17 protein-coding genes are annotated in these 21,094 nt (G+C 70.3%); 3 read left to right on the forward strand and 14 right to left on the reverse strand.

From position 1 onward, the window contains the following. Positions 1-135: 135 nt before the first annotated feature. The 8 genes from ACFWWR_RS33190 to ACFWWR_RS33225 all read right to left on the reverse strand — a co-directional run bounded on the left by ACFWWR_RS33190 (position 136) and on the right by ACFWWR_RS33225 (position 10,413). Positions 136-1,800: an aminotransferase class I/II-fold pyridoxal phosphate-dependent enzyme gene (locus tag ACFWWR_RS33190; RefSeq protein WP_383871155.1), complete on the reverse strand. Its 1,665-nt coding sequence runs from the start codon at positions 1,798-1,800 to the stop codon at positions 136-138. 163 nt (positions 1,801-1,963) lie between these two features. Beyond that, positions 1,964-3,010, reverse strand: a complete 1,047-nt coding sequence (locus ACFWWR_RS33195; protein ID WP_384307184.1) for an aldose epimerase family protein — start codon at positions 3,008-3,010, stop codon at positions 1,964-1,966. 76 nt (positions 3,011-3,086) lie between these two features. Continuing rightward, entirely contained in the window at positions 3,087-4,331 is a 1,245-nt protein-coding gene (gene mmsB / locus ACFWWR_RS33200; RefSeq protein WP_383871161.1) for a multiple monosaccharide ABC transporter permease, read from the reverse strand. Continuing rightward, on the reverse strand, positions 4,328-5,878 hold the full coding sequence (gene mmsA, locus ACFWWR_RS33205) for a multiple monosaccharide ABC transporter ATP-binding protein (protein WP_384307187.1): 1,551 nt from the start codon (positions 5,876-5,878) through the stop codon (positions 4,328-4,330). Before mmsA ends, mmsB begins: the two co-directional genes overlap by 4 nt. Positions 5,879-5,911: 33 nt before the next feature. Beyond that, on the reverse strand, positions 5,912-7,024 hold the full coding sequence (gene chvE / locus ACFWWR_RS33210; RefSeq protein WP_383871167.1) for a multiple monosaccharide ABC transporter substrate-binding protein: 1,113 nt from the start codon (positions 7,022-7,024) through the stop codon (positions 5,912-5,914). Positions 7,025-7,169: 145 nt separating this feature from the next. Beyond that, positions 7,170-8,141, reverse strand: coding sequence for a hypothetical protein (locus ACFWWR_RS33215; RefSeq protein ID WP_383871170.1), 972 nt, complete (start codon positions 8,139-8,141; stop codon positions 7,170-7,172). A 113-nt stretch (positions 8,142-8,254) separates the two neighbouring features. Next, on the reverse strand, positions 8,255-9,259 hold the full coding sequence (locus ACFWWR_RS33220; RefSeq protein ID WP_383871173.1) for a zinc-binding dehydrogenase: 1,005 nt from the start codon (positions 9,257-9,259) through the stop codon (positions 8,255-8,257). After that, complete coding sequence (locus ACFWWR_RS33225; RefSeq protein ID WP_383871176.1) at positions 9,256-10,413, reverse strand: mandelate racemase/muconate lactonizing enzyme family protein; 1,158 nt, start codon at positions 10,411-10,413, stop codon at positions 9,256-9,258. Before ACFWWR_RS33225 ends, ACFWWR_RS33220 begins: the two co-directional genes overlap by 4 nt. A 347-nt stretch (positions 10,414-10,760) precedes the next feature. On the opposite strand from ACFWWR_RS33225, the gene ACFWWR_RS33230 reads away from it, so the two are divergent. Next, positions 10,761-12,245, forward strand: coding sequence for a hypothetical protein (locus ACFWWR_RS33230; RefSeq protein WP_383871179.1), 1,485 nt, complete (start codon positions 10,761-10,763; stop codon positions 12,243-12,245). Positions 12,246-12,285: 40 nt separating this feature from the next. Here the strand turns inward: ACFWWR_RS33230 and ACFWWR_RS33235 are convergent, their stop codons facing one another. After that, positions 12,286-12,729 (reverse strand): MarR family winged helix-turn-helix transcriptional regulator, encoded by a 444-nt coding sequence (locus ACFWWR_RS33235; protein ID WP_383871182.1) that lies wholly within the window; start codon positions 12,727-12,729, stop codon positions 12,286-12,288. A 93-nt stretch (positions 12,730-12,822) separates the two neighbouring features. Here ACFWWR_RS33235 and ACFWWR_RS33240 point away from each other — a divergent pair, with 93 nt between their 5' ends. Next, complete coding sequence (locus tag ACFWWR_RS33240; protein ID WP_383871185.1) at positions 12,823-13,845, forward strand: NADP-dependent oxidoreductase; 1,023 nt, start codon at positions 12,823-12,825, stop codon at positions 13,843-13,845. A gap of 228 nt (positions 13,846-14,073) precedes the next feature. Here ACFWWR_RS33240 and ACFWWR_RS33245 read toward each other — a convergent pair whose 3' ends face one another. Further along, positions 14,074-15,234, reverse strand: a complete 1,161-nt coding sequence (locus ACFWWR_RS33245; protein ID WP_384307189.1) for a serine hydrolase domain-containing protein — start codon at positions 15,232-15,234, stop codon at positions 14,074-14,076. After that, on the reverse strand, positions 15,231-17,792 hold the full coding sequence (locus ACFWWR_RS33250) for a M14 family zinc carboxypeptidase (protein WP_384307192.1): 2,562 nt from the start codon (positions 17,790-17,792) through the stop codon (positions 15,231-15,233). Before ACFWWR_RS33250 ends, ACFWWR_RS33245 begins: the two co-directional genes overlap by 4 nt. 160 nt (positions 17,793-17,952) lie before the next feature. Here ACFWWR_RS33250 and ACFWWR_RS33255 point away from each other — a divergent pair, with 160 nt between their 5' ends. Further along, positions 17,953-18,750, forward strand: coding sequence for an EI24 domain-containing protein (locus tag ACFWWR_RS33255; protein WP_383871193.1), 798 nt, complete (start codon positions 17,953-17,955; stop codon positions 18,748-18,750). A gap of 83 nt (positions 18,751-18,833) precedes the next feature. On the opposite strand, the gene ACFWWR_RS33260 is transcribed toward ACFWWR_RS33255, so the two are convergent. From ACFWWR_RS33260 to ACFWWR_RS33270, 3 genes are all read right to left on the reverse strand, one after another. Further along, entirely contained in the window at positions 18,834-20,087 is a 1,254-nt protein-coding gene (locus ACFWWR_RS33260) for a pyroglutamyl peptidase (RefSeq protein WP_384307195.1), read from the reverse strand. Positions 20,088-20,179: 92 nt separating this feature from the next. Then, positions 20,180-20,446 carry a hypothetical protein gene (locus tag ACFWWR_RS33265; protein ID WP_383871199.1) on the reverse strand — a complete coding sequence of 89 codons (267 nt, stop codon included), beginning with the start codon at positions 20,444-20,446 and terminating at the stop codon, positions 20,180-20,182. A gap of 48 nt (positions 20,447-20,494) precedes the next feature. Then, complete coding sequence (locus ACFWWR_RS33270) at positions 20,495-21,082, reverse strand: TetR/AcrR family transcriptional regulator (protein ID WP_383871202.1); 588 nt, start codon at positions 21,080-21,082, stop codon at positions 20,495-20,497. Positions 21,083-21,094 lie beyond the last annotated feature (12 nt).

Genomic DNA, 21,094 nt, shown 5'->3' on the forward strand with positions numbered 1-21,094 from the left:
AAATCAGCCCGTCCGGCGTTTGAGGACGAGGCCCTTCGGGCCGAAGCGGGGGTCTGGGGGCGCAGCCCCCAGGGACGGGAACGGGAAGGGGCGGCGGGGGCGCGACCAGTCACAAACCTGCGGCGTCCAGGCGTCTCAGCCGGCCTGGCCCATGCCCGCCGCGTTCGGCCAGCTCTGGGCGCCCGGCCAGCCGGTCGCCGGAGCCGTCGACAGGTCCTGTACGCCGGCCGGGGCGGTCATGCCGCGGACCTGGGCGGCGGTGAGGCCGCCGCGGGCGGGGACGCCCGGCGGGGTCTGGCCGGTCATCGCGGCGGCGGCGGGCATCGGAGCGGCCATGGGAGCCGGGGCCGGGGCCGGGGCGGGCGCCTGCATCGGGTTCGGGGCCTGCGACGGCACCGGAGTCGGGGCCGGGTAGCCGACCGGCTGTGGGGCTGCCTGGGCCACCGCCGGCATCGGCATCCCGGCCCCGAACGGCTGACCGGGCTGTGCGGTCTGCGCCGCGGCGGGCATCGGCATGCCGGCGCCGACGGACGGGGCGGACGAGAGCCCCGGCGCGGCGGCCATGGCCTGAGCGGCAAGGCCCTGCATGCCGGAGCCGTTGGTGGCGCCGACCAACCGGTCAACTGCCGCCGTACCCGAGCTGTAGCTGGTCCCTGTAGCCAGCTCGGGCACGGCGGCTCCCCTCCTGGTCCCGTAGAGCACCTGTTCCAGGCCGGACACCAGGCGACGCACGTCCACCTGGGGGCGCACCACGAGTCGCAGGAAGCGGCTTGAGGAGCCGATCTTGTTGCCGCACTCGCGGACGAGGATCCGGTGCTCGGTGAGCATCCGGTCCCTGACCACGGTGCCTTCGGCGCCCACGGGCAGGCGTACGAAGAGGAAGTTGCCCTGTGACGGGTAGACCGTCAGCCCGGGCAGGGACGCGAGCTGGCCGGCCATGTCCAGCCGGTCGCGGCGGACCTGCTGGAGGCTCTGGGCGTACTCGGCGCCGTGCTGCTTGAGGATGAACACCACGTGCTCGGCGAAGGAGTTGAGGTTCCACTTGGGCAGCATCGACCGGATGCGGCCGGCCAGGGACGGGTTGGCGACCAGGTAGCCGAACCGTATGCCGTGCAGTCCGAAGTTCTTGCCGAGGCTGCGCAGCACGATCACGTTCGGCCGCAGCATCGCCTCCTGGACGACGCTCGGCTCGACCTCCGCGTCCGCGAACTCCAGGAACGACTCGTCGATGACGACCAGGTCCAGGTCCGCCATCGCGTCCATGAACTGCACGATGGCGTGCTTGTGCAGGAAGCCGCCGTCGGGGTTGTTCGGGTTGCAGATCACGGCCACCCGGGTGCCGCGCGCCCGGATGAACTCGGCGTACTGCGCGAGGTCCAGGGCGAAGCCGCTGGACTCCTGGAGCGGGAACATGTCGACCCGCTTGCCGGTCTCCATCGGCTGGTCGGTCCAGCGGCCGAAGGTGGGGACGGGGATGGCGAGGGACTCCCGCACCAGCAGGTGGTCGATCCAGGTGATGAGCTCGGTCGAGCCGTTGCCCATCGCCACGCACTGCGGGGGAAGTTGGAGCAGGCTGCACAGCTCGGCCGTGATGGTGTCGGCGCTGCTCGGGTAGTACGTGATGATGTCCCGCAACCGGGCCGCCATCTCCTCGAACATGGCCGGCGTGGGGAAGTACGGGTTGCAGGGGATACAGAAGTCGACCGGACCGGCCCCTTCGCCGCCCTCACGGGTCAGCGCCGCCATCGACGGGCTGTGCGCCGCGGTGCTGCGGAACAGCGAGGTGACGTTGTCAGCCAAGGGAGCCTCCGTAGGGGGCGGGCACCGGTGGGGACGACCCGGGCCCGTCGTCTTGGGTGGCCCGCGCGGGGGAGCACGGGCCGCCCTTACATACGGAGGCTGGGGTGGCGCTGTTCAACCGCTGAGAAACGGGTAGGAACTTGTGCGCCACCTGTGAAGAGGGTTACGCGTGGAACGAGTGCACCGTCGTCGTCCGGTACGTCTGCCCAGGTCGCAGCACTGTCGAGGGGAACGACGGCTGGTTCGGCGAGTCCGGGAAGTGCTGCGTCTCCAGGCAGAGGGCGTCCCCCTGGCGGTAGATGCTGCCGCCCGTGCCGACGAGGGTGCCGTCGAGGAAGTTGCCCGAGTAGAACTGCAGCCCCGGCTCGGTCGTCGCGATCTTCATGGTCCGCCCGGAGGACGGGTCCTTCAGCGTCGCGATGTGCTCCGGCTCGCCCGTGATCCCCTTGTCGAGGACGTAGTTGTGGTCGATGCCCTTGCTGTACAGCAGCTGTTGGTGGGCGACCCGGAGGCCCTCGCCGACCGTCTTGGCGCGGCGGAAGTCGAAGGGGGTGCCCGCGACCTCCGCCGGCTCACCGGTGGGGATCAGCCCCGAGTCGACCGGGGTGTAGCGGGAGGCCGCGATCTGCAGCTCGTGGTCGTGGATGGTGCCGCTGTTCTCGCCGGCCAGGTTCCAGTAGACGTGGCTGGTGAGGTTGACGACGGTGGCCTTGTCGGTGGTGGCCTCGTAGTCGATGCGCCAGTCGCCCTGCCCGGTGAGGGTGTACGTCACCTTCGTCTCGAGCGTGCCGGGGTAGCCCATCTCGCCGTCGACGCTCGTGCGGTACAGGTACAGACCGACGTCGGAGCCCTCGGCGAACGGCTCGACGTCCCAGACGCGCTTGTCGAAGCCCTGGGCGCCGCCGTGCAGGCTGTTGGCGCCGTCGTTGACGTCCACCCGGTGGCTCTCGCCGTCCAGGGTGAACCGGCCCTCGGCGATGCGGTTGCCGTAACGGCCGATCAGGGCACCGAAGTACGGGCTCCCGGCGACGTAGTCCTCGATGGTGTCGAAGCCCAGGGAGACGTTGGCGTACCGGCCCTCACGGTCCGGGATCTCCAGGGACTGGACGACGCCACCCCAGGACAGGACCTTCAGGCGGGTGCCGCCGTTCTCCAGCGCCCAGCTGTGGACCTTCGTGCCGTCGGCGAGCTTGCCGAAGAGCGACTTCACAGGCTTCCTCCTGCCTCCCGTGGAAGTGGAAAGGGCCCCGCCTGCCGGCGGGGCCCCTGGGCCGTGGCCCGGTCGTCTACGAACCGACCTTGCGCTTGTTCCACACGTCGAAGCCGACGGCCGCCAGAAGCACCAGGCCCTTGATGACCTGCTGCCAGTCGGTGCCGATGCCGACCAGGTTCATGCCGTTGTTCAGCACGCCCAGGACCACACCACCGATGATCGCGCCGAGGACGGTACCGACACCGCCGCTCATCGACGCGCCGCCGATGAAGGAGGCCGCGATGGCCTCCAGCTCGAAGTTGAGGCCGGCCTTGGGCGAGGCCGCGTTGAAGCGGGCCGCGAAGACCAGGCCCGCCAGGGCCGCGAGCATGCCCATGTTGAGGAAGACGAGGAAGGTGACCTTCTTGTCCTTGACGCCCGACAGCTTGGCGGCGGGCAGGTTGCCGCCGATCGCGTAGATGTGCCGGCCGATGATCGCGTTGCGCATGATGTAGCCGAAACCGACGACCAGGATGCCGAGGATCAGCAGCACGATCGGGGCGCCCTTGTAGCTGGCGAGCAGCATCGTGACGGTGAGCACGGCGGCCACCAGCGCGACGAGCTTGAGCGCGAAGAGCTTGGCGGGCGGCACCTCGAGGGCGAACTCCTGCTGCCGCTTGCGGTCGCGGAGCTCCTGGAGCACCACGAACACGATCACGGCGAGACCGAGCAGCAGGGTGAGGTTGTGGTAGTTGGTGTCCGGGCCGACCTCGGGCAGGAAGCTGTTGGCGACCTTCTGCAGGCCCTCCGGGAACGGGCCGATCGTCTGGCCCTCCAGGAAGATCTCCGTCAGACCGCGGAAGGTCAGCATGCCCGCCAGCGTCACGATGAACGACGGGATGCCGAGATACGCGATGAGGAACCCTTGCGCGGCACCGGCCGCCGCTCCGATGGCCAGACACATCACCAGGGCGATGGGCCAGGCGATGTCGTGGTTGACCATCAGCACGGCTCCCACCGCGCCCACGAACGCCGTCAGCGAGCCGACCGACAGGTCGATGTGGCCCGCGATGATGACGAGCATCATGCCGATCGCGAGGATCAGGATGTAGCTGTTCTGCAGCACCAGGTTGGAGACGTTGCGCGGCAGCAGCAGGTCACCGTTGGTCCACACGGCGAACAGCACCACGATCAGACCGAGGGCGAACAGCATGCCGTACTGCCGCATGTTGCGGCGCATGCCGTCCAGCATCAGCTGGAGCAGGCTGTCACCGGTTGCCGAACCGCCCTTGCCGGGCGGCGACGGGGCCGGCGTCTTGGCGGTCACGTCCGTGCTCATCGGGTTACCTCTTTGTCCTTTGTCATCTGGCGCATCAGCGATTCCTGCGAGGCCTCCGCCCGCGAGAACTCACCGGTCAGCCGCCCCGCGGCCATCGTGTAGATGCGGTCACACATTCCCAGCAGCTCCGGCAGCTCCGAGGAGATGAAGACGACCGCCTTGCCCTGGGCGGCCAGCTGGTCGATGACCGTGTAGATCTCGTACTTGGCACCGACGTCGATACCGCGCGTCGGCTCGTCCAGGATCAGCACGTCGGGACCCGCGAAGATCCACTTGCTGAGGACGACCTTCTGCTGGTTGCCGCCGGACAGCTTGCCCACCGGCTCGAAGACGGTCGGCGCCTTGATGTTCATGGACTTGCGGAAGCCCTCGGCGACCTGCCGCTCCTCGTGCTCGTCGACCACTCCGCGCTTGGAGACCTTGCTCAGCGCGCTGAGCGAGATGTTCCGCCCGATGGTGTCGATGAGGTTGAGGCCGTAGTGCTTGCGGTCCTCGGTGACGTACGCGATGCCGTGCTTGACCGCCTCGGGGACGGACTTCGTACGGATCTCCGTGCCGTCCTTGAAGACCTGGCCGCCCGCGTACCGGCCGTACGTCCGCCCGAAGACGCTCATCGCGAGTTCGGTGCGGCCGGCGCCCATCAGGCCCGCGATACCGACGATCTCGCCCCGCCGTACGGCCAGGGAGACGTCGTCTACGACCTTGCGCTGCTGGTCGATCGGGTGGTGCACGGTCCAGTTGCGGACCTCCAGGGCGGGCGCCTGGCCCTCCTCCGGCTCGTGCGGGGAGCGCTCCGGGAAGCGGTTCTCCAGGTCGCGGCCGACCATCCCGCTGATGATCCGGTCCTCGGTCGTCTCCGCCGCCTTCACGTCGAGCGTCTCGATGGTGCGCCCGTCCCGCAGGATGGTCACCGAGTCGGCGACCTTGCGGATCTCGTTCAGCTTGTGGGAGATGATGATCGAGGTGATGCCCTGCTTCTTCAACTCCAGGATGAGATCCAGGAGTTTGCCGCTGTCCTCGTCGTTCAGGGCGGCGGTCGGCTCGTCCAGGATGAGCAGCTTCACCTTCTTGGACAGCGCCTTGGCGATCTCCACGAGCTGCTGCTTGCCCACGCCGATGTCGGCGACGCGGGTCTCCGGGTGGTCGGAGAGACCGACCCGGCGCAGCAGTTCGCTGGCGTGCTTGAGGGTGTCGTTCCAGTTGATGAACCCGCGCGAGGCGTGTTCGTTGCCGAGGAAGATGTTCTCCGCGAGGGAGAGGTAGGGCACCAGGGCCAGCTCCTGGTGAATGATCACGATGCCGTGATGCTCACTGGCCCGGATGTCCTTGAACTCGCAGACGTCACCCTCGAAGAGGATCTCGCCCTCGTACGTGCCGTGCGGGTGGACGCCGGAGAGGACCTTCATCAAGGTCGACTTGCCGGCGCCGTTCTCCCCGCAGATGGCGTGGACCTCGCCCTGATGGACGGTCAGTGTGACGTCCGACAGCGCTTTGACGCCGGGAAAGGTCTTGACGATCGAGCGCATTTCCAGGACGGGTCCCGCCATGGTCGTGCCTTCCAATCACTAGGGGGGTGGCGGTTACTTCAGGTCGCTTTCCTTGATGTAGCCGGAGTCGACGACGACCGTCTGGTAGTTGGCCTTGTCGACGGCGACCGGCTCCAGCAGGTAGGAGGGGACGACCTTCGAGCCGTTGTCGTACGTCTTGGTGTCGTTCGTCTCGGGCTTCTTGTCGTTCAGCAGCGCGTCGACCATGTTCGAGGACACCTTGGCGAGCTCGCGGGTGTCCTTGTAGACGGTCATCGACTGCTGGTCGGCGATGATCGACTTCACCGAGGCGACCTCGGCGTCCTGGCCGGTTACGACCGGCAGCGGCTTGCTCTTGGAGCCGTAGTCGTCCGACTTCAGCGCGGAGAGGATGCCGATGGAGATGCCGTCGTAGGGCGAGAGGACCGCGTCGACCCGCTCGCTCTTGTAGGCCGAGGTCAGGATGTCGTCCATGCGCTTCTGGGCGACGCCGCCGTCCCAGCGCAGGGTGCTGACCTGGGTCAGCTTGGTCTGGCCGGACCGGACGACGAGCTGCTTCTTGTCGATGTAGGGCTGCAGGACGTTCATCGCGCCCTGGAAGAAGTAGCGGGTGTTGTTGTCGTCGTTCGAGCCGGCGAAGAGCTCGATGTTGAACGGGCCCTTCTTGCTGCCGTCCTTCAGGCCGAGCTTCTCGACGATGTAGTTGCCCTGGAGCTCGCCGACCTTCTCGTTGTCGAAGGAGGCGTAGTAGTCGACGTTCTCCGTGCCGAGGATCAGGCGGTCGTAGGAGATCACCGGGATGTCGGCGTCCTTGGCCTGCTGGAGGACGTTGTTCATCGACTTGTTGTCGATGGCCGCGATGATCAGGGCCTTGACGCCCTGCGTGATCAGGTTCTCGACCTGGGAAACCTGCTGGTCCGGGTCGTCCTCGCCGTAGACCAGCTTGGTCTTGTAGCCCTTGGACTCCAGGTCGGCGACGACGTTCTTGCCGTCGGCGATCCAGCGCTCGGAGGACTTGGTGGGCATGGCGATACCGATGGTGGCGCCCTTGGAGCTGTCCGAGCTCTCCTCGCTGCCGCCCTCGCTGCTCTGGCCGCAGGCGGACAGGGTCAGGGCGAGGGAGGCGGCTCCGGCTACGGCGGCGAGTGCGGCTCGACGAGTACGCATGATCATCATCCTTGATGTGTGGGGCGGGCTCGGTCTGGCGTTGCGGGGCCGCTGCGTGGCACGAGTGCGAGGTGAGACCGAGAAGAGGGTGTGTGGGATTGTGTGCGGCTGCGTCGTGTTTTGTGAAGGGGCGTTGTCCGGAACGTTATGAGGGAGTTTCGAACCGACGCAGATCGCCCGGCAGACGCGAACCGAGCGGAGCCATGTCGTCACCCGCTCCGTGCCGCGCCAGAAGGTCCAGGGCGAGCCGGCCGCGGCGCACTCTCTCCCGCGCGGTGTTCAGGGTCAGGTCGCGCATGTGGTGCCCGTACGGGTAGAGCCCCGGGGCCTTGGACAGACCGAACTTCAGGTAGAGCGGCGCGCCGCGCCGGATCAACTCGGCGACCTCGTACATCCGCACATAGCCGCCGAGGTCGTCGGGGGCCTCGATGTACATGTCCATGGGGGCGGCGGAGATCCGCCGGATCTCGGTGAGGTGGTCCAGCGTCAGATCGCTGGGCACGTTGATCGAGTCGCCGCCCAGGTTCTCGTACACGGCGTACGCGGCCGGGTTGACGGGCCCGATCAGCGCGGACACCTTGAGCGTGGTGTCGGCCGGGATGATCCCGGCGCGGCGCGCCCGGTGCAGCGTCCACAGCACACCCTCGTCGGCCACGAGGAGGCACTTGACGCCCAGTTCCGTCGCCCGGACGGCGTCTTCGACGCAGCCGGCGACGGCGTCGTGGCCGCGGGCCCGCAGGCCGCCGCCGCGCGAGTCGGTACGGGTCGAGCCGCCGATGTCCCAGGTGCCGCGGGGGCCCGTGAACAGGCAGAGCTCGATGTCGTTCTCGCCCGTCGCGTCGACCATCTCGGTGATCTCGTCGTCGGTCAGCATCCACACGCCACTGCCCTGGCTGATCCGGTGGATCGGCACGTCGAGGCGCGAGGCTTCCTTCAGGACGACGGCCAGCGCTTCGGGACCCTCGCACGAGGGGATCTCGGTGCGCCAGCGGCCGCCACCGGGGAAGGTGTGCGGCGATGCGTCGGCGGGGTCGAGGGCGGGCGCGCCCAGGCCGAGAGCGGTGAGCGCCTGCTCACCGGGCCTGCGGGCTGCCGTGGCGGAAGCGTCGGTCGTCACAAGCTGTCCTTTGTGTTCGATATGTCGGACGAGGTTCGCGGCTCAAGTCGTGGGGGGCAATTGGTGTACGCCGGTACGAGGGCCGTCAGGTCGCCTCCGTACCGGCGTACGTCTCAGGGGCGGAGCAGCACCTTGCCCACCTTCGGGTCGCCGGACCCCACCAGCTCGATGGCCTCGGGGAACCCGTCGAGCGGCAGCTCGTGCGTGACCAGCGGCAGCGGATCGAGCAGTCCGGCCCCGAAGACCCGCACGGTGTGCGCCCAGGCGTCCGGCGGTGCCCCGAAGACGGTGTGCACCTCCAGCTGCCGGACGACCAGGTCGGTCGGGTCCAGCCCTTCGGCGCCCGGTGCCGGGATGCCCGTCAGGACCAGACGCCCGCCGCGTCGGAGCAGGGAGGCGGCGGTGCGCGCGGCGGACGCGGACCCGGCCGTCTCGATGACGACGTCGAAGTCGTCGGGGAGCTCCTGATCCTTCGTCCGGAAGTCGGTGGCCCCGAACTGCCGGGACAGCGCCTCGCGGTCGTTCCGCGTGCCGACGACCAGCAGCTCCGCCGGGGAACCCGCCTTCAGGAACTGGACGGCGAACATGCCGAGGGTGCCGGTGCCGACGACGGCCACCCGCTCACCGGGCAGCGCGTTCGCCTTGATCGCGGCGGCCGCGATGCACGCGGCCGGCTCCAGCAGGGCCGCCGCCGTCAGGTCGGCGTCGTCCGCCAGGACGTGCAGCAGCCGGGCGGGCAGGGTGAGGGTGTTGGCCATCGCCCCGGGCTGCGTGAACCCGGTCTCCTCGTACCCCGCCGTGCACAGCGTGGTCTCGCCCGCGTGGCAGCGGTCGCAGACCTGGCAGTTGCGGAAGCCCTCTCCCACGACCTTCCGGCCGACGAGGGACTCGGGCACGCCCGCGCCCACCGTCTCGACCGTCCCGGACCACTCGTGGCCGGGGGTCAGCGGGTAGCGGACGTACCCCTCGGGCCGGTTGCCCTGGTACACCTCGCGGTCGCTGCCGCAGATGCCGACGGCGTGGACACGCACCAGCGCCTCGCCGGCGCCGGGCTCGCGGGGCGTGTGCCCGGCGAGGCGGTGTTCGCCGGGCGCCTCGACGACGACCGCCGTGCTCACTTGGCGCCCTTGGGCTTGCGCTGCTCCCAGCCCTCGGCCCACAGGTCGAACCGAGCCTGCTGCTGCGGGAACTCGGCGGCGGCGTCGACGTCCAGCTCGACACCCAGACCGGGAGCGTCGGAGAGGTGGAAGTACCCGTCGATCACCTCGGGCGCGCCCTTGACGACCTTCTTGATCTCCGCGTCGGCGAAGTCGTTGAAGTGCTCGAGGATCTTGAAGTTCGGGGAGGTGAAGCCGACCTGGAGGGAGGCGGCGGTGAGAACCGGGCCGCCCACGTTGTGCGGGGCGACCAGCACGTAGTGGGTCTCGGCGGTCGCGGCCAGCTTCCGGGTCTCCCAGATACCGCCCATGTGACCGACGTCCGGCTGGATGATGTCGACGGCCTGGCTCTCGAAGAGCTCCCGGAACTCGATGCGATCGTGAATCCGCTCACCCGTGGCGACCGGGATGTCCACCTTGGCGGCGACCTTCTCCAGCGCCTTGAGGTTCTCCGGCGGTACGGGCTCTTCCAGCCACGCGGGCTTGAAGGGCGCGAGGTCCTTCGCCAGCCGGATGGCGGTGGCGGGGGAGAAGCGCCCGTGCATCTCCAGCATCAGCTCGGCGTCCGGCCCGATGGCGTCGCGCACGGCCTCGATGAGGGAGACGGCGTACAGGCTCTGCTGGTGGTCGAGCTCGAAGTGCCCGGTGCCGAAGGGGTCGATCTTGAGCGCCTTGTAGCCGCGCTCCATGACTCCCTTGGCGGCCTTGTGGTAGGCCTCCGGGGTCCGCTCGGTGGTGTACCAGCCGTTGGCGTACGCCTTGACCTTGTCGGTCACCTTGCCGCCCAGCAGCTGCCACACCGGCACGCCGAGGGCCTTGCCCTTGATGTCCCAGCAGGCCATCTCGATGACGGCGATGCCGGACATCACGATCTCGCCGGCCCGCCCGTAGTCGCCGTACTTCATCCGCTTGACGAGGTCTTCCGTGGCGAACGGGTCGGAGCCCAGAATGTGATTGGTCTGGGCCTCCCGCAGATAGCCGATCAGCGCGTCGGTGTGGCCCAGCATGCGGGTCTCTCCGACACCCGTGATGCCTTCGTCGGTGTGCACCAGGACGTAGGTCAGGTTGCGCCAGGGCGTCCCGACGACGTGTGTGCTGATTCCGGTGATGCGCACGGCAGTAGCCCCTTGCTGCGTTTTGTGTCTGTCTGCTTCGTCGACTCACTTGGCGTGTGTTCGAAATTTCGTCACACGTTCGAAATGCTGGCGTGACAGTAAGGATGGTGCGAGGGCAGTGTCAATGGGTCGAGCGGGTAACGGTTTCGACACTGCTTTCGACAGGCCTTTCGACGGCGGTTTCGGCGCGATGGAGACGGAAGGCGCCGTGTTGCCCGGAAGCCGCAGGTTGGCTGGAAAAAGTGGGTCCTGGCGCGAATTTTAGGGCCGGAACGCTTGGTTCCCCACACAACTTTCACAGCTGTGACTATGAACGTCGCCTGAGAGGAACTTAACCTTCCCGCGTCATGGACTACTGCCTCCCGTGCCGACGGCACCTCAACGGCGCCCTCGCCTGCCCCGGATGCGGCACTCCGGCCGAGCCCCACCCCACGCACGCGCCCCAGCCACCCGCGCCGGCCCAGGCCGGTCTGGCGCCGGGCGGGTCGTACCAGGGCTACGAGGCGGGCGGGACGTACGGCGGAGGCTACACGGACGGGACCGCGGCGTACGGGGCCGGACAGGGACAAGCCCCTGTGGCGGCGTACGGAGGCGCAGGGGCGTCCGCCGCGGCGTACGAGGGCGGACAGGCTTCCGCCGCGTACGGAGGTGGACAGGCCTCTTCGGCGTACGGGGACAGTGGTGGGGCTGCGTCGCACGGGGGCGGCCATGAGGCCCCCTCGCACGGGGGCGGCCACGCGGGCGCGTCGTACGGGGACGGTCATGGGGCCGCGTCGTACGGAGGTGACCACGCCGGAACGGCCTACGGGGACGGCCGCGGGGGCGCCTCGTACGGGACCGGCGTCAGGGTCCCCTCGCAAGGGGGCAGTCCCGAGGCCGGGTCGTACGGGCTCGACCACGCGGGCAAGACCCACAGAGGCGGCCAGGAGGCCACGGCCCACGGCGACGGCCACGAAGCCGCGGCCCACGGGGGTAGCCACGCCGCCGCGCCCTACGAGGACGGCCGTGAGGTCGGACCGTCGCACGGAGGCGGTCATACGGGTGACCCGCACAGAGGCGCCCACGGAAGCGCCTCCTACGGCGACGAGCGTGAGAGTGGCGAGGGCGGCGACGGTGACACCGGCGCGATGGCGGCCGGGGCGGTCGCGAGCCGCTCCGAGGCCGCGCCGGAGCCGTCCGGGGGCCGGGCGGCGCGTCGGCGCGCGCAGGGGCGTGGTCGTGGCCGGGGTGGCGAGGCTCCCGACGACGCCGACGGCCACGGCGACCACGAAGACCCCGAGGGCCTCGGGGACGATGACGACGAGGCGGACGACGGTCCCGCGGGTGGCGCGAGTCGCCGCGACCGCAAAGCCGCCGCGCACCGACGTCGCCGGCGCCGGACCCTGCTGATCGCCGCGGGCTTCGTGCTGGCGGCCGGCGGACTCAGCCTCGCGGAACTCGGCATGGACGCGCCGGGCTCCGGCCCCAAGCCCGCGACGGCCGGCGGCGAGTCCGCGGAGGGCGGGGCGTCGCCGGAGGCCGACGAGACGGGCCGGCCGTCGGCCGGCGCGGCGAGCGCGGGAGCGGACGCGTCGAGATCGGCCTCGCCGGACGCGTCGGCCTCACCCTCGGCCTCGGAGTCCGCGAAGGACGACAAGTCGAAGCAGGACGAGGACGACAAGGAGGCCCAGTCCGCGGCGACGGGCTCGGCCCCGGACACGTCCCCCACCACCGCGGACCCGACGTCCCCGGCACAGTCCCCGACCCCGACGGCCGACCCGACTACGGCGGACCCGACCGCGGAACCGTCGCCGTCGGAGACGTGCGACCGGTTCCTGTGGTGGTGCAGCTGAGGGACCGGCGAGAACTCCGCCAGGAGCTCTCGGATCTCCTCTAAGAGTCCCGTTCCAGCATCTGCTGCAGCAAATCCCGCAAAGCCAGCCGCTGCTCCTCCGACAGGCCGGCCAGCGGCTCCCGCGCGAAGCGCAGCCCCTCCCGCAGCTCCCGGCCCACCCGTCGCCCCTCCTCCGTCGCGGCGGCCACCTTCACCCGCCGGTCCGCGGGATCCGGCCGGCGCTCCACCAGGCCCCGTGACTCCAGCCGGTCGACTATCCCCGTCACGTTCGACGGCTCGCATTTCAGTTTCTGGGCCAGCTTCCGCATGGGCAGCGGCTCCAGGGACAGCAGACTCAGCAGCCGGGCCTGCGCGCCGGTCAGTGCGTGTCCAGCGGCCGCGTCCTCGAAGTCCTCGTAGAAACGCGCCACGACGTCACCGATGAGTTCGACGACTTCCAGGGTGAGGGCGTCGGGTCGGCGGGTCTTCTCGGGTGTGGCCATGGGATGCAGGGTACCCCGTTACTTGACATCCTGAAATATTCAGGAGCATGGTTGTTTCAGGCAGTGAAGTATTTTGAGGAAGGCCCGGTTTCCATGTCCGACACCCGCACTTACCCCGCCACCAGCCGCGAATGGCGTCTGCTCAGCCGTCCCGTCGGCTGGCCCGAGCCCGAGGACTTCGAGCTGGCCGAGGCGGAGATCCGGCAGCCCGGCCCCGGCCAGGTACTCGTGCGCAACGCGTACCTCTCCGTCGACCCGTACATGCGCGGCCGGATGAGCGCCGCCAAGTCCTACGTCGCCCCCTTCGAGCTGGGCAAGGCCATGCAGGGCGGCGCGGTCGGCGAGGTCGTCGCCTCGGGTGCCGAGGGCATCGCCGTCGGCGACCACGTGCTGCACTTCGGCGGCTGGCGCGAGTACGCCACCTTCGACGCCCAGCAGGCGGTCAAGGTCGACCCCGAGGCCGCCCCGCTCTCCACCTACCTCGGTGTCCTCGGCATGACCGGCCTCACCGCCTACGCCGGCCTGCTGCGCACCGCCGCCTTCAAGGAGGGCGACGCGGTCTTCGTGTCCGGCGCGGCCGGCGCGGTCGGCAGCCAGGTCGGCCAGATCGCCAAGCTCAAGGGCGCCTCCCGGGTCATCGGCTCGGCCGGTTCCGACGAGAAGGTCAAGCTCCTCGTCGAGGAGTACGGCTTCGACGCGGCGTTCAACTACAAGAACGGCTCGGTCAGTGAGCAGCTCCGCGAGGCCGCCCCGGACGGTGTCGACGTCTACTTCGACAACGTCGGCGGTGACCACCTGGAGGCGGCCATCGGGCGGCTCAACCGCGACGGCCGGATCGCGGTCTGCGGAATGATCTCGGTCTACAACAGCACCGAGCCCGTCCCCGGCCCGAAGAACCTCGCCCGCCTCATCCAGACCCGCGGCCGCATCGAGGGCTTCCTGGTCGGCGACCACTACGACCTGCAGTCGCAGTTCGTCCAGGAGGTCGGCCCCTGGGTCGCCTCGGGTGAGCTCAAGTACCGCGAGACGGTCGTCGAGGGCATCGAGAACAACCTGGAGGCCTTCCTCGGCGTCCTGCGCGGCGACAACACCGGGAAGATGATCGTCAAGCTGTAGGTGCTCCCGCACCTTCCCCGCGGGTTTCGGCACAGCACGCCATTCCGAGGCTCGGACGTCCTGCACACCGCCGTCGCCTAGAACGGCCGCGACGGCCGGGTCGCCACCGACGGCAGGCCCGCCCCTACGCGAAGGCGACCCGCGGGAACACCTCGGTGACACTCGCCTGACCCGCTCCTCGCGTACGACGGAGGCCGCACCCCTGGACGCGGGGTGCAGCCTCCGCCCTCACCTGCCGCCCGAGGCGAGGGCCGCGTTGTGCACCGCCCGCACCAGCCGCTCGTTCTCCGGTGCCGCCCCGCCCGGGAACGCCATCCGGCGGCGGGTGTAGCCGTAGGCGAGCCCGCTGCGCGGATCCGCGAAGGCCTGCGAACCGCCCGCGCCGCTGTGCCCGAACGTCCCGGCGCCCAGGAACGGGTGCCAGATGTCCGCCGTCGCCTGGAAGCCGAGCCCGTACGACCGGTGCGCCCGGGCCACCAGGTCGTACCCGGTCGAGTGGATCTGGCCCACCTCGGCGACGGTGTCCGGCTTCAGCAGCGGCGGCCGTCCGTCCACCTCGCTGATCGCCGCCGCGTACATCCCGGCGAGCCCGCGCGCGGCGGCCACCCCGCCCGCCGACGCCGGTCCCTTGGCGCGTACGGCACGCGAGTTGGCGTAGTCCACCAGGTCACCCGAGTCCGGGACGTGCTGGTTGAACGCGATCGAGGAGAGCGTGTGGGGGCCGGTCGCCACCGAGTCCAGCAGCGCCTGTTGCGTCGCCGTCGGGGCCATCGGCTGCACGGAGCGGTAGCGGGGCTCCAGTGCCTCGGGCAGCCCCAGGAAGAAGTCGAGGACGTACGGGGCGCGGATCCGCTCCTCGTAGACCTCCTGGAGGGTACGGCCGGTGGCGCGGCGGACGACCTCGCCGGTGAGCGCGCCGATGACCAGGGCGTGGTAGCCGAAGGCGGTGCCCGGCCGCCAGAACGGCCGCTGGTCCGCGAGCCGTTCGGCGAGCGCCCGGTCGTCGGCCAGCTCCTGCGGGCTGAACCCGGCGTCGAGGCCGACCAGGCCCGCCCGGTGTGCGATCAGATCGCGCAGGGTGAGCACGCCCTTGCCCTCGGCGCTGAACTCCGGCCAGTAGTACGTCACCTTGCGGTCGAGTTCGAGCGTGCCGTCCTGCACGAGGAGCGCGACCACGAGGTGTGCGGCGCCCTTGGTCGACGAGTACACGCCGTAGAGGGATCCGGCGTCGGCGCCGTCCCCCGTCCACAGGTCGACGACTTCACGCCCGTGCACGTACGCGCACAACTGGCCTTCGTAGTCCGGCAGTTCGCCCGCCACGAACGCGGCGAACTCCTCACGTACGGCCTCGAATCCGTCCGCGACGGTGCCGTGTATCTCCTGTGTCATCCGCTCTCCTCACCTGTACCGCCACGCGCCTGCGCCACTGTGAACAGCGCGCGTGCGACCTGCGCGAATTCCCCCTTCGGATGGTCCCGGAAGAGGGGTTCGGTGCCGAACAGAACGGCCCCCGAGCTGCTGACGACCGAGGCCTGCCCGGCCGCCTGGGCGGGACCGCCGGAGCCGTCCTCCAGCGCCCGCCAGTGTCCGGAGACGAGCGGGTTCCCGGTCCCGTACGCCTGCTCCACCCGGACCTCGGGCCCGAGGTCGGTGAACCAGACGGGCGCGTACACGAACCCGTGGTCCGGCGCACCGGCGGTCACCTGCCCCGAATTCACCACCCGAACCACGCCGTTGGCGTCCCCGTTGCCCTCGACCGGCTTCGCCGCCAGCAACCCTGCGGCGGTGCCGAGGTCGGCCCCCGTCACACCGCGCCCGACGAGACCGTGACCGGAGGCGAGGAAGGCGTCGAGCGCCGTGCGGGCAGCCGCGTTCAGAGCGCTGCGGTCCAGCCCCGCCGACACGAACAGCACGTCCGTCGCCGACCAGTCGAAGCCCGCGTTCAGCACGGCCGTGGAGACCGGCGTGACCTCGAAGTCCATCTCCCGCAGCGCGAACAGCTCCCCCGGCGTGACCGCGGCGGCCACCCGCAGCCGACGCATTTCGGTCGTGCCGGTCACCTTGGTCGCGTCGAAGGCGACGTCGTACGTCCGTGCCGCCGCCGCTGCCTTCGCACGCGCCGACGCCGGCACGATGGCACTGCCGTCCGCGGACCGCCGTACCGGAACGCCCTGCCGGAGCAGGGAGTTGAGCGCCGCGATCTCCTGCGGGTCGTCGAGCCGCAGCCGCAGGTCGCCGCGCGGGGCGACGCGACCGACCGGCGCGGCCTCGTCGACGGTCCGCAGCGGCAGCCCCCTCAGGCCGCCGGACGCCACCGGTTCGACGGTGGCGCCCCACAGACGGCCCAGGCTCCAGCCCGAGATGTCGTACATCACCGAGACCTTGTCGCTGATGTCCGTCCCGTCGGCGAGCAGCACATTGGCGAGCCCCCGCTTGGGCTGGTGCATGTCGACGACGTACGAGCCCTTCCCGTACGACCGTCCGCCGAGCCGGAAGGCGTGGGCGGCGCGGGTGACCCGGACGTCGTTGGCGAGCAGGTGGTCGACGAGACGGGCGGCGGCGGTGGAACCTCCGGCGATGACGTAGGCGCGCGGGAACCTCGTGGTGTACACGTCCTCCGGGCCGATACCCGGAACGCCCGGCACGGTCTCCTCCGAGACCGGCACCTGCGCAGCGCCCGCCGCCCCGCGCCGGAAGACCTCGATCTGGTCGGCGACCAGCGAGGTGCGGTTCGTCCGCACGAAGTTCAGGGTGGCCCGGATGGCCGCGCCGGCCACGTCCACGTTGATCGCGGACCGGCGGCGCAGTTCGCTCTCCGGCAGGCTGGTGTAGGCGGCGTTGTTCACCGCCAGCGGGATCTCCACGGTGTGCGCGGCGACCGTGCCGTGGAAGGCCGCGTACTGCGGGGTGAAGATCGGCGGCCAGTCGTCCCAGCCCTCCTCCTGGTCCCGGAAGGGGATCTGCGCGGGCCGCACGCCGTCCTTCGCGGGCGTGTGGCCGAGGCCGTTGACGGCGGTCTCCATGCCGAGCGCGTTGGCGTAGGTGTTCTTCAGGAAGAGGTCGTACTCGTAGTTCTCGCCGTGCGGGGGAGTGGTGGGCTCGATGAGCGTGCCGTTGACGTATCCGTGCAGGTCGAGCATGACCGCCGGCTGCTTGTCGATCTCGATCTGCCGCATCGCCCGCACCTCGGGCTGCGAGGCGGTGACGAAGTCCCGGTTCATGTCGAAGCCGTTGGCGTTCGCGCGGGTCCCGGCGATACGGCCGTCCGGATTGGCCGTGATGTTGAAGTAGAGGCGGCTGTGCGCGAGAAGGTCCCTCGTCCGCGCGTCGTTCGCGGTCGCGAGCTGCTCGACGATCCGCAGGGAGGCGTCGGTGCCCTCCCACTCGTTGCCGTGGATGTTGCTGTTGAAGAAGACGGGGGCCTTGTAACCCGCCCTGACCGCCGGATCCTTGGCGGCTTTGCCCGGCGCGCTCTCGATCAGCTCCCGCATCCGCTCCTGGGCCCGGGCCTGGCGGGCGCTCTCCGGGGCGGTGACGGTGACCAGGAACAGCCGGTGCCCGCCCGCCGAACGGCCCGCCACCTCCACACTCACCCGGTCGCCGAGCCGCTGGATCGCGTTCAGCTTCGGGGCGATCGCGTGGTACGGGGTGAGACCGAGCTTGATGGACTTGTCGGCGGGGTTCTCCGGGTCCAGGGCCAGAACCTGCTCGCGGGGATAGCCGCGCCCGGTGTCGGTCGTCGGGGTGGCCTGACCGTTGAGGGCCCGCTCGGCGGCGCTCTCGGGGGCTCGGGCGGCGCGATCGTCGAGAGCGGGGCCCTCACGGGTGACCGGGGGCTCGGGCTCCGCGACGGCGGTGTGGGGGGTGAGCAGGAGTGAGCCCGCCGCGGTGACGGCGAGGGCGGTGATCAGAACAGGTCTCGCAGGAACGGTTCTCGTGGTGCGCACGCGTACCTCCTGAGGGGCTTCCTGAGATCGGTACGGCGAGGTGTACCTGTTCGACTCAACTGCAACAAGAGGCAGTTCGTGGCGCGGGTGCCCCGGATGGCGCATCAGCGGGTGAGGTGGGCCGACAGGTGAGCCGAGGACCGCCCGATAGAGTTCCCCCATGCGCGATCTCGGGGCGGGATTCAAGTACCTGCTGGAGGGCCAACGTTGGGTGGCCCGGCACGGCAAGCAGTTCGGCTTCGGCCTCCTCCCAGGTCTGATCACCCTCGTCCTCTACGCGGCGGCCCTCGTCGCCCTCGCGCTGTGGGGCGAGGACTTCGTCGCGTGGGCGACCCCGTTCGCCGACGACTGGACGAGCCCCTGGGCGGGCCTCTTCCGCGGCTTCCTCACCGCCGTGCTCTTCGCCCTCGCCCTCCTCCTCTCCGTCATCACCTTCACCGCGGTCACCCTCCTGATCGGCCAGCCCTTCTACGAGAACCTCTCCGAGAAGGTCGACCGGGACGTCTCGCCCGACGGCACGGCCCCCGAGTCCGGCCTCCCGCTCTGGCGCGAACTGTGGATCTCGGCCCGCGACAGCCTCCGTATCCTCGTGCGCGCCGCGCTCTGGGGGATCCTGCTCTTCGCGCTCGGCTTCATCCCGGTCGTCGGCCAGACGGCCGTCCCCGTGATCGGCTTCCTGGTGACCGGCTTCTTCCTCACCCAGGAACTCACCTCCGTCGCCCTCCAGCGCCGCCGCGTCGAACTCCGCGACCGCCTCGCCCTCCTCCGCTCCCGAAAGACCCTGATCTGGGGCTTCGGCACCCCCCTGGCCGTGTCCTTCCTCATCCCCTTTGTCGCGGTCTTCCTGATGCCGGGCGCGGTGGCGGGCGCGACGCTCATGGCACGGGAGCTAATGGGCGAGGAGACGAACGCCCCAGCCCGTCCGGCGTTTGAGGACGAGGCCCTTCGGGCCGATTAGCGGGGTCTGGGGGCGCAGCCCCCAGGGACGGGAAGGGAAGGGGCGGAGGGGGCGAAAAGCCCTGAGGCGCCCCCCCCGCGCACCTACGAAACCGACGTCCCCTCCACTGCCACCCGCACGATCCGCGTCACCTGCGCGATGATGTCCACCCGGTTCCGCACGAACTCGGCATCGCTCACCGTCCCGCTCGCCGGATCGGTGTTCCCCGCCCCGAACTGCAGCACAGGCGTGTGCACATGCCCACCCGGCACCACGTCGTGCAGCCCGAGCCGGTCCCGCAACAACGTGGCCCGGTAGGCGATCTCGTTCGACAGGTAGTTCCCGCCGCCCCCGGCCCGCGCGGCCGACCCCGCGGTCGGCCCGTCCGCCCGCACGACGGCCTCCGTGCCGCCCGCCGGGATCTCGGTCACGCTCGTGTTGTCGTACACGGGGAACCGCCCGGTCTGCGCGGCCACGATCTGCCCGTACGGCAGGGTCGTCGTCGTCCACTGCGGCTGCGAGGCCGGGTCGGTGACCGGGACGGTCTCGGTCCGGCCGACGGTGTCGTTGTCCGGGAAGCCGCCCCGCCAGGCCCCGTTGGTCCGTTCGACGTCGAACCGCCCCACCCGCCCCTGGCTCACGGTGGCGAACAGATCCACCGTCCTCAGATACGGCCGCAGCGTCCGCTCCACCGTCCCCTGCGTGAAGTCCTGCCAGCGCACGGGGAAGACGACGGTCTCGACCCGCGCCGGTCCGTCCGCGGTCTCGATGACCGTGCCGTCGAGCGCCAGCGCGGTCGCCCCCGAGGGGTTGGAGATCCGGATGTCCCGGTCCAGCGTGAACGGATCGAAGCCGGTGACCAGGATCCGCTTGATTCCCTTGCCGCGCGGATACCGGACGGCGGTCTGCCCGCGCGAGGTTCGCTCCAACTCACCCAGCAGAGACGCGCGTCGGTCGTCCGCCAACCCGAACCCCGGCTCCCAGGTGCGCATCTCCCGCGTCATCGCCAGCCGGGCCCAGTACAACGGCCGGTCGTCGTCCCGACTGAGGTCCCCGCCCGCCGGCCCCCGCCCCTGCGCCCGCCCGACGGCCCGCCGCCACAGCGCCGACCCCTCCCGTACGACGATCCGCCGCGCCTCGGCGTAGGAGCGAGCCGCACCGAGCTCCCGGGCGAACTCCCCGGTCACGGCGTCGAATCCGGACCGCCTGAGGATCTCCTGCGGCACCGCCCGGTCGAGCCGCTGCTCCTCGACGGTGGGCGAGAGGACCGCCTCGGCGGCGGACGCCTGCGTGGGGGCCGCGAGCCCGGCCACCAGGGCCAGTCCGAGCACGCCGATCCGAACACGTATGGAGTTCACGGGAGTTCAGGTCCTTCCGTCGCGGTGGGGCGCGTTGGTGCGATCGCCCGCAGTATCGCGTGACGGAAGTGGTCCACGCCATGGCGTGTGGCTCAGGCGGGCGACATCAGCAGGGCGAGCACGAGCAACGGAACCATCTGGAACACCGCGGCCCCACGCAGCCGGACCAGCCACAGCACCACACCGGCGGCCGCCACCACCCCGCAGGCCGCACCCAGTTCCACGAGCGGCGGCTCGTACGGTTGGTCGTCGAAGCCCGCCGCCCACCCGGTCATGCCGGCCGCCAGCCACCCGTAGCCCACGGCCAGGATGTTGACGGGCAGCAGAGCGAGTACCGCGATGATGTTTCTCCCCCTCATACGGCTCATCCTCGCCCGGAGGCCGGGTGAGCGCCTGAGTACGCGTACCTACGAGGCCTCGCCCAGCATCGTGAGGAAGTCGCGGAACGCCCCCGGCATGTCGACCGACTCGGGGTCCAGCAGCCACTGGTACTGCAGGCCGTCCATCACCGCCACCAGCAGCGGGGCGGTGCGCTCCGGGGTGAGGCCGTTCGGAAGGCGGTCGCCGTACTCGGCGCGCAGGACGGCCGCCATGCTCGCCCGTACCTGCGCGTACCGCTCGGTGAAGTAGTCGCGCGCCGGATGCCCCTCCGTGACGCTCTCGCCGAGCAGGGCCGAGAAGGTCTGGATGATGCCGGGCCGCATCGCGTTGTACTCGACGAGTTGGGCGAGCAGGTCGGTCCGCCACTGCCCGGCCGGGACCGCGTCCCACTTGTCCCGCTCCTCCAGGACGGCCACGAGCAGCGCGTCCTTCGTGGGGAAGTAGTGCAGCAACCCCTGCTGGGTGAGTCCGACCCGTTCCGCGACGGCGGCCAGGCTCGCCCCGCGGTAGCCCCGCTCGGCGATCACTTCCAGCGCGGCCCGGACGATCTCGGCGCGTCGCTCCGTGCGCCTCGTTCTGGCGTTCATGGCGCTCATGGCGTCACCGTACGGCATCCGTAGGACCCG

Origin of the sequence: Streptomyces sp. NPDC058678 (assembly GCF_042714835.1) — a bacterium.
Classification (GTDB): Bacteria; Actinomycetota; Actinomycetes; order Streptomycetales; family Streptomycetaceae; genus Streptomyces.

What these genes read in the sequence shown, in the direction of transcription:
- mmsB (WP_383871161.1), bottom strand. Translation starts at nt 4,331, where the DNA reads ATGAGCACGGACGTGACCGCCAAGACGCCGGCCCCGTCGCCGCCCGGC.
- mmsA (WP_384307187.1), bottom strand. Translation starts at nt 5,878, where the DNA reads ATGGCGGGACCCGTCCTGGAAATGCGCTCGATCGTCAAGACCTTTCCC.
- chvE (WP_383871167.1), bottom strand. Translation starts at nt 7,024, where the DNA reads ATGCGTACTCGTCGAGCCGCACTCGCCGCCGTAGCCGGAGCCGCCTCC.
- ACFWWR_RS33230 (WP_383871179.1), top strand. Translation starts at nt 10,761, where the DNA reads ATGGACTACTGCCTCCCGTGCCGACGGCACCTCAACGGCGCCCTCGCC.
- ACFWWR_RS33235 (WP_383871182.1), bottom strand. Translation starts at nt 12,729, where the DNA reads ATGGCCACACCCGAGAAGACCCGCCGACCCGACGCCCTCACCCTGGAA.
- ACFWWR_RS33240 (WP_383871185.1), top strand. Translation starts at nt 12,823, where the DNA reads ATGTCCGACACCCGCACTTACCCCGCCACCAGCCGCGAATGGCGTCTG.
- ACFWWR_RS33245 (WP_384307189.1), bottom strand. Translation starts at nt 15,234, where the DNA reads ATGACACAGGAGATACACGGCACCGTCGCGGACGGATTCGAGGCCGTA.
- ACFWWR_RS33255 (WP_383871193.1), top strand. Translation starts at nt 17,953, where the DNA reads ATGCGCGATCTCGGGGCGGGATTCAAGTACCTGCTGGAGGGCCAACGT.
- ACFWWR_RS33265 (WP_383871199.1), bottom strand. Translation starts at nt 20,446, where the DNA reads ATGAGGGGGAGAAACATCATCGCGGTACTCGCTCTGCTGCCCGTCAAC.
- ACFWWR_RS33270 (WP_383871202.1), bottom strand. Translation starts at nt 21,082, where the DNA reads ATGCCGTACGGTGACGCCATGAGCGCCATGAACGCCAGAACGAGGCGC.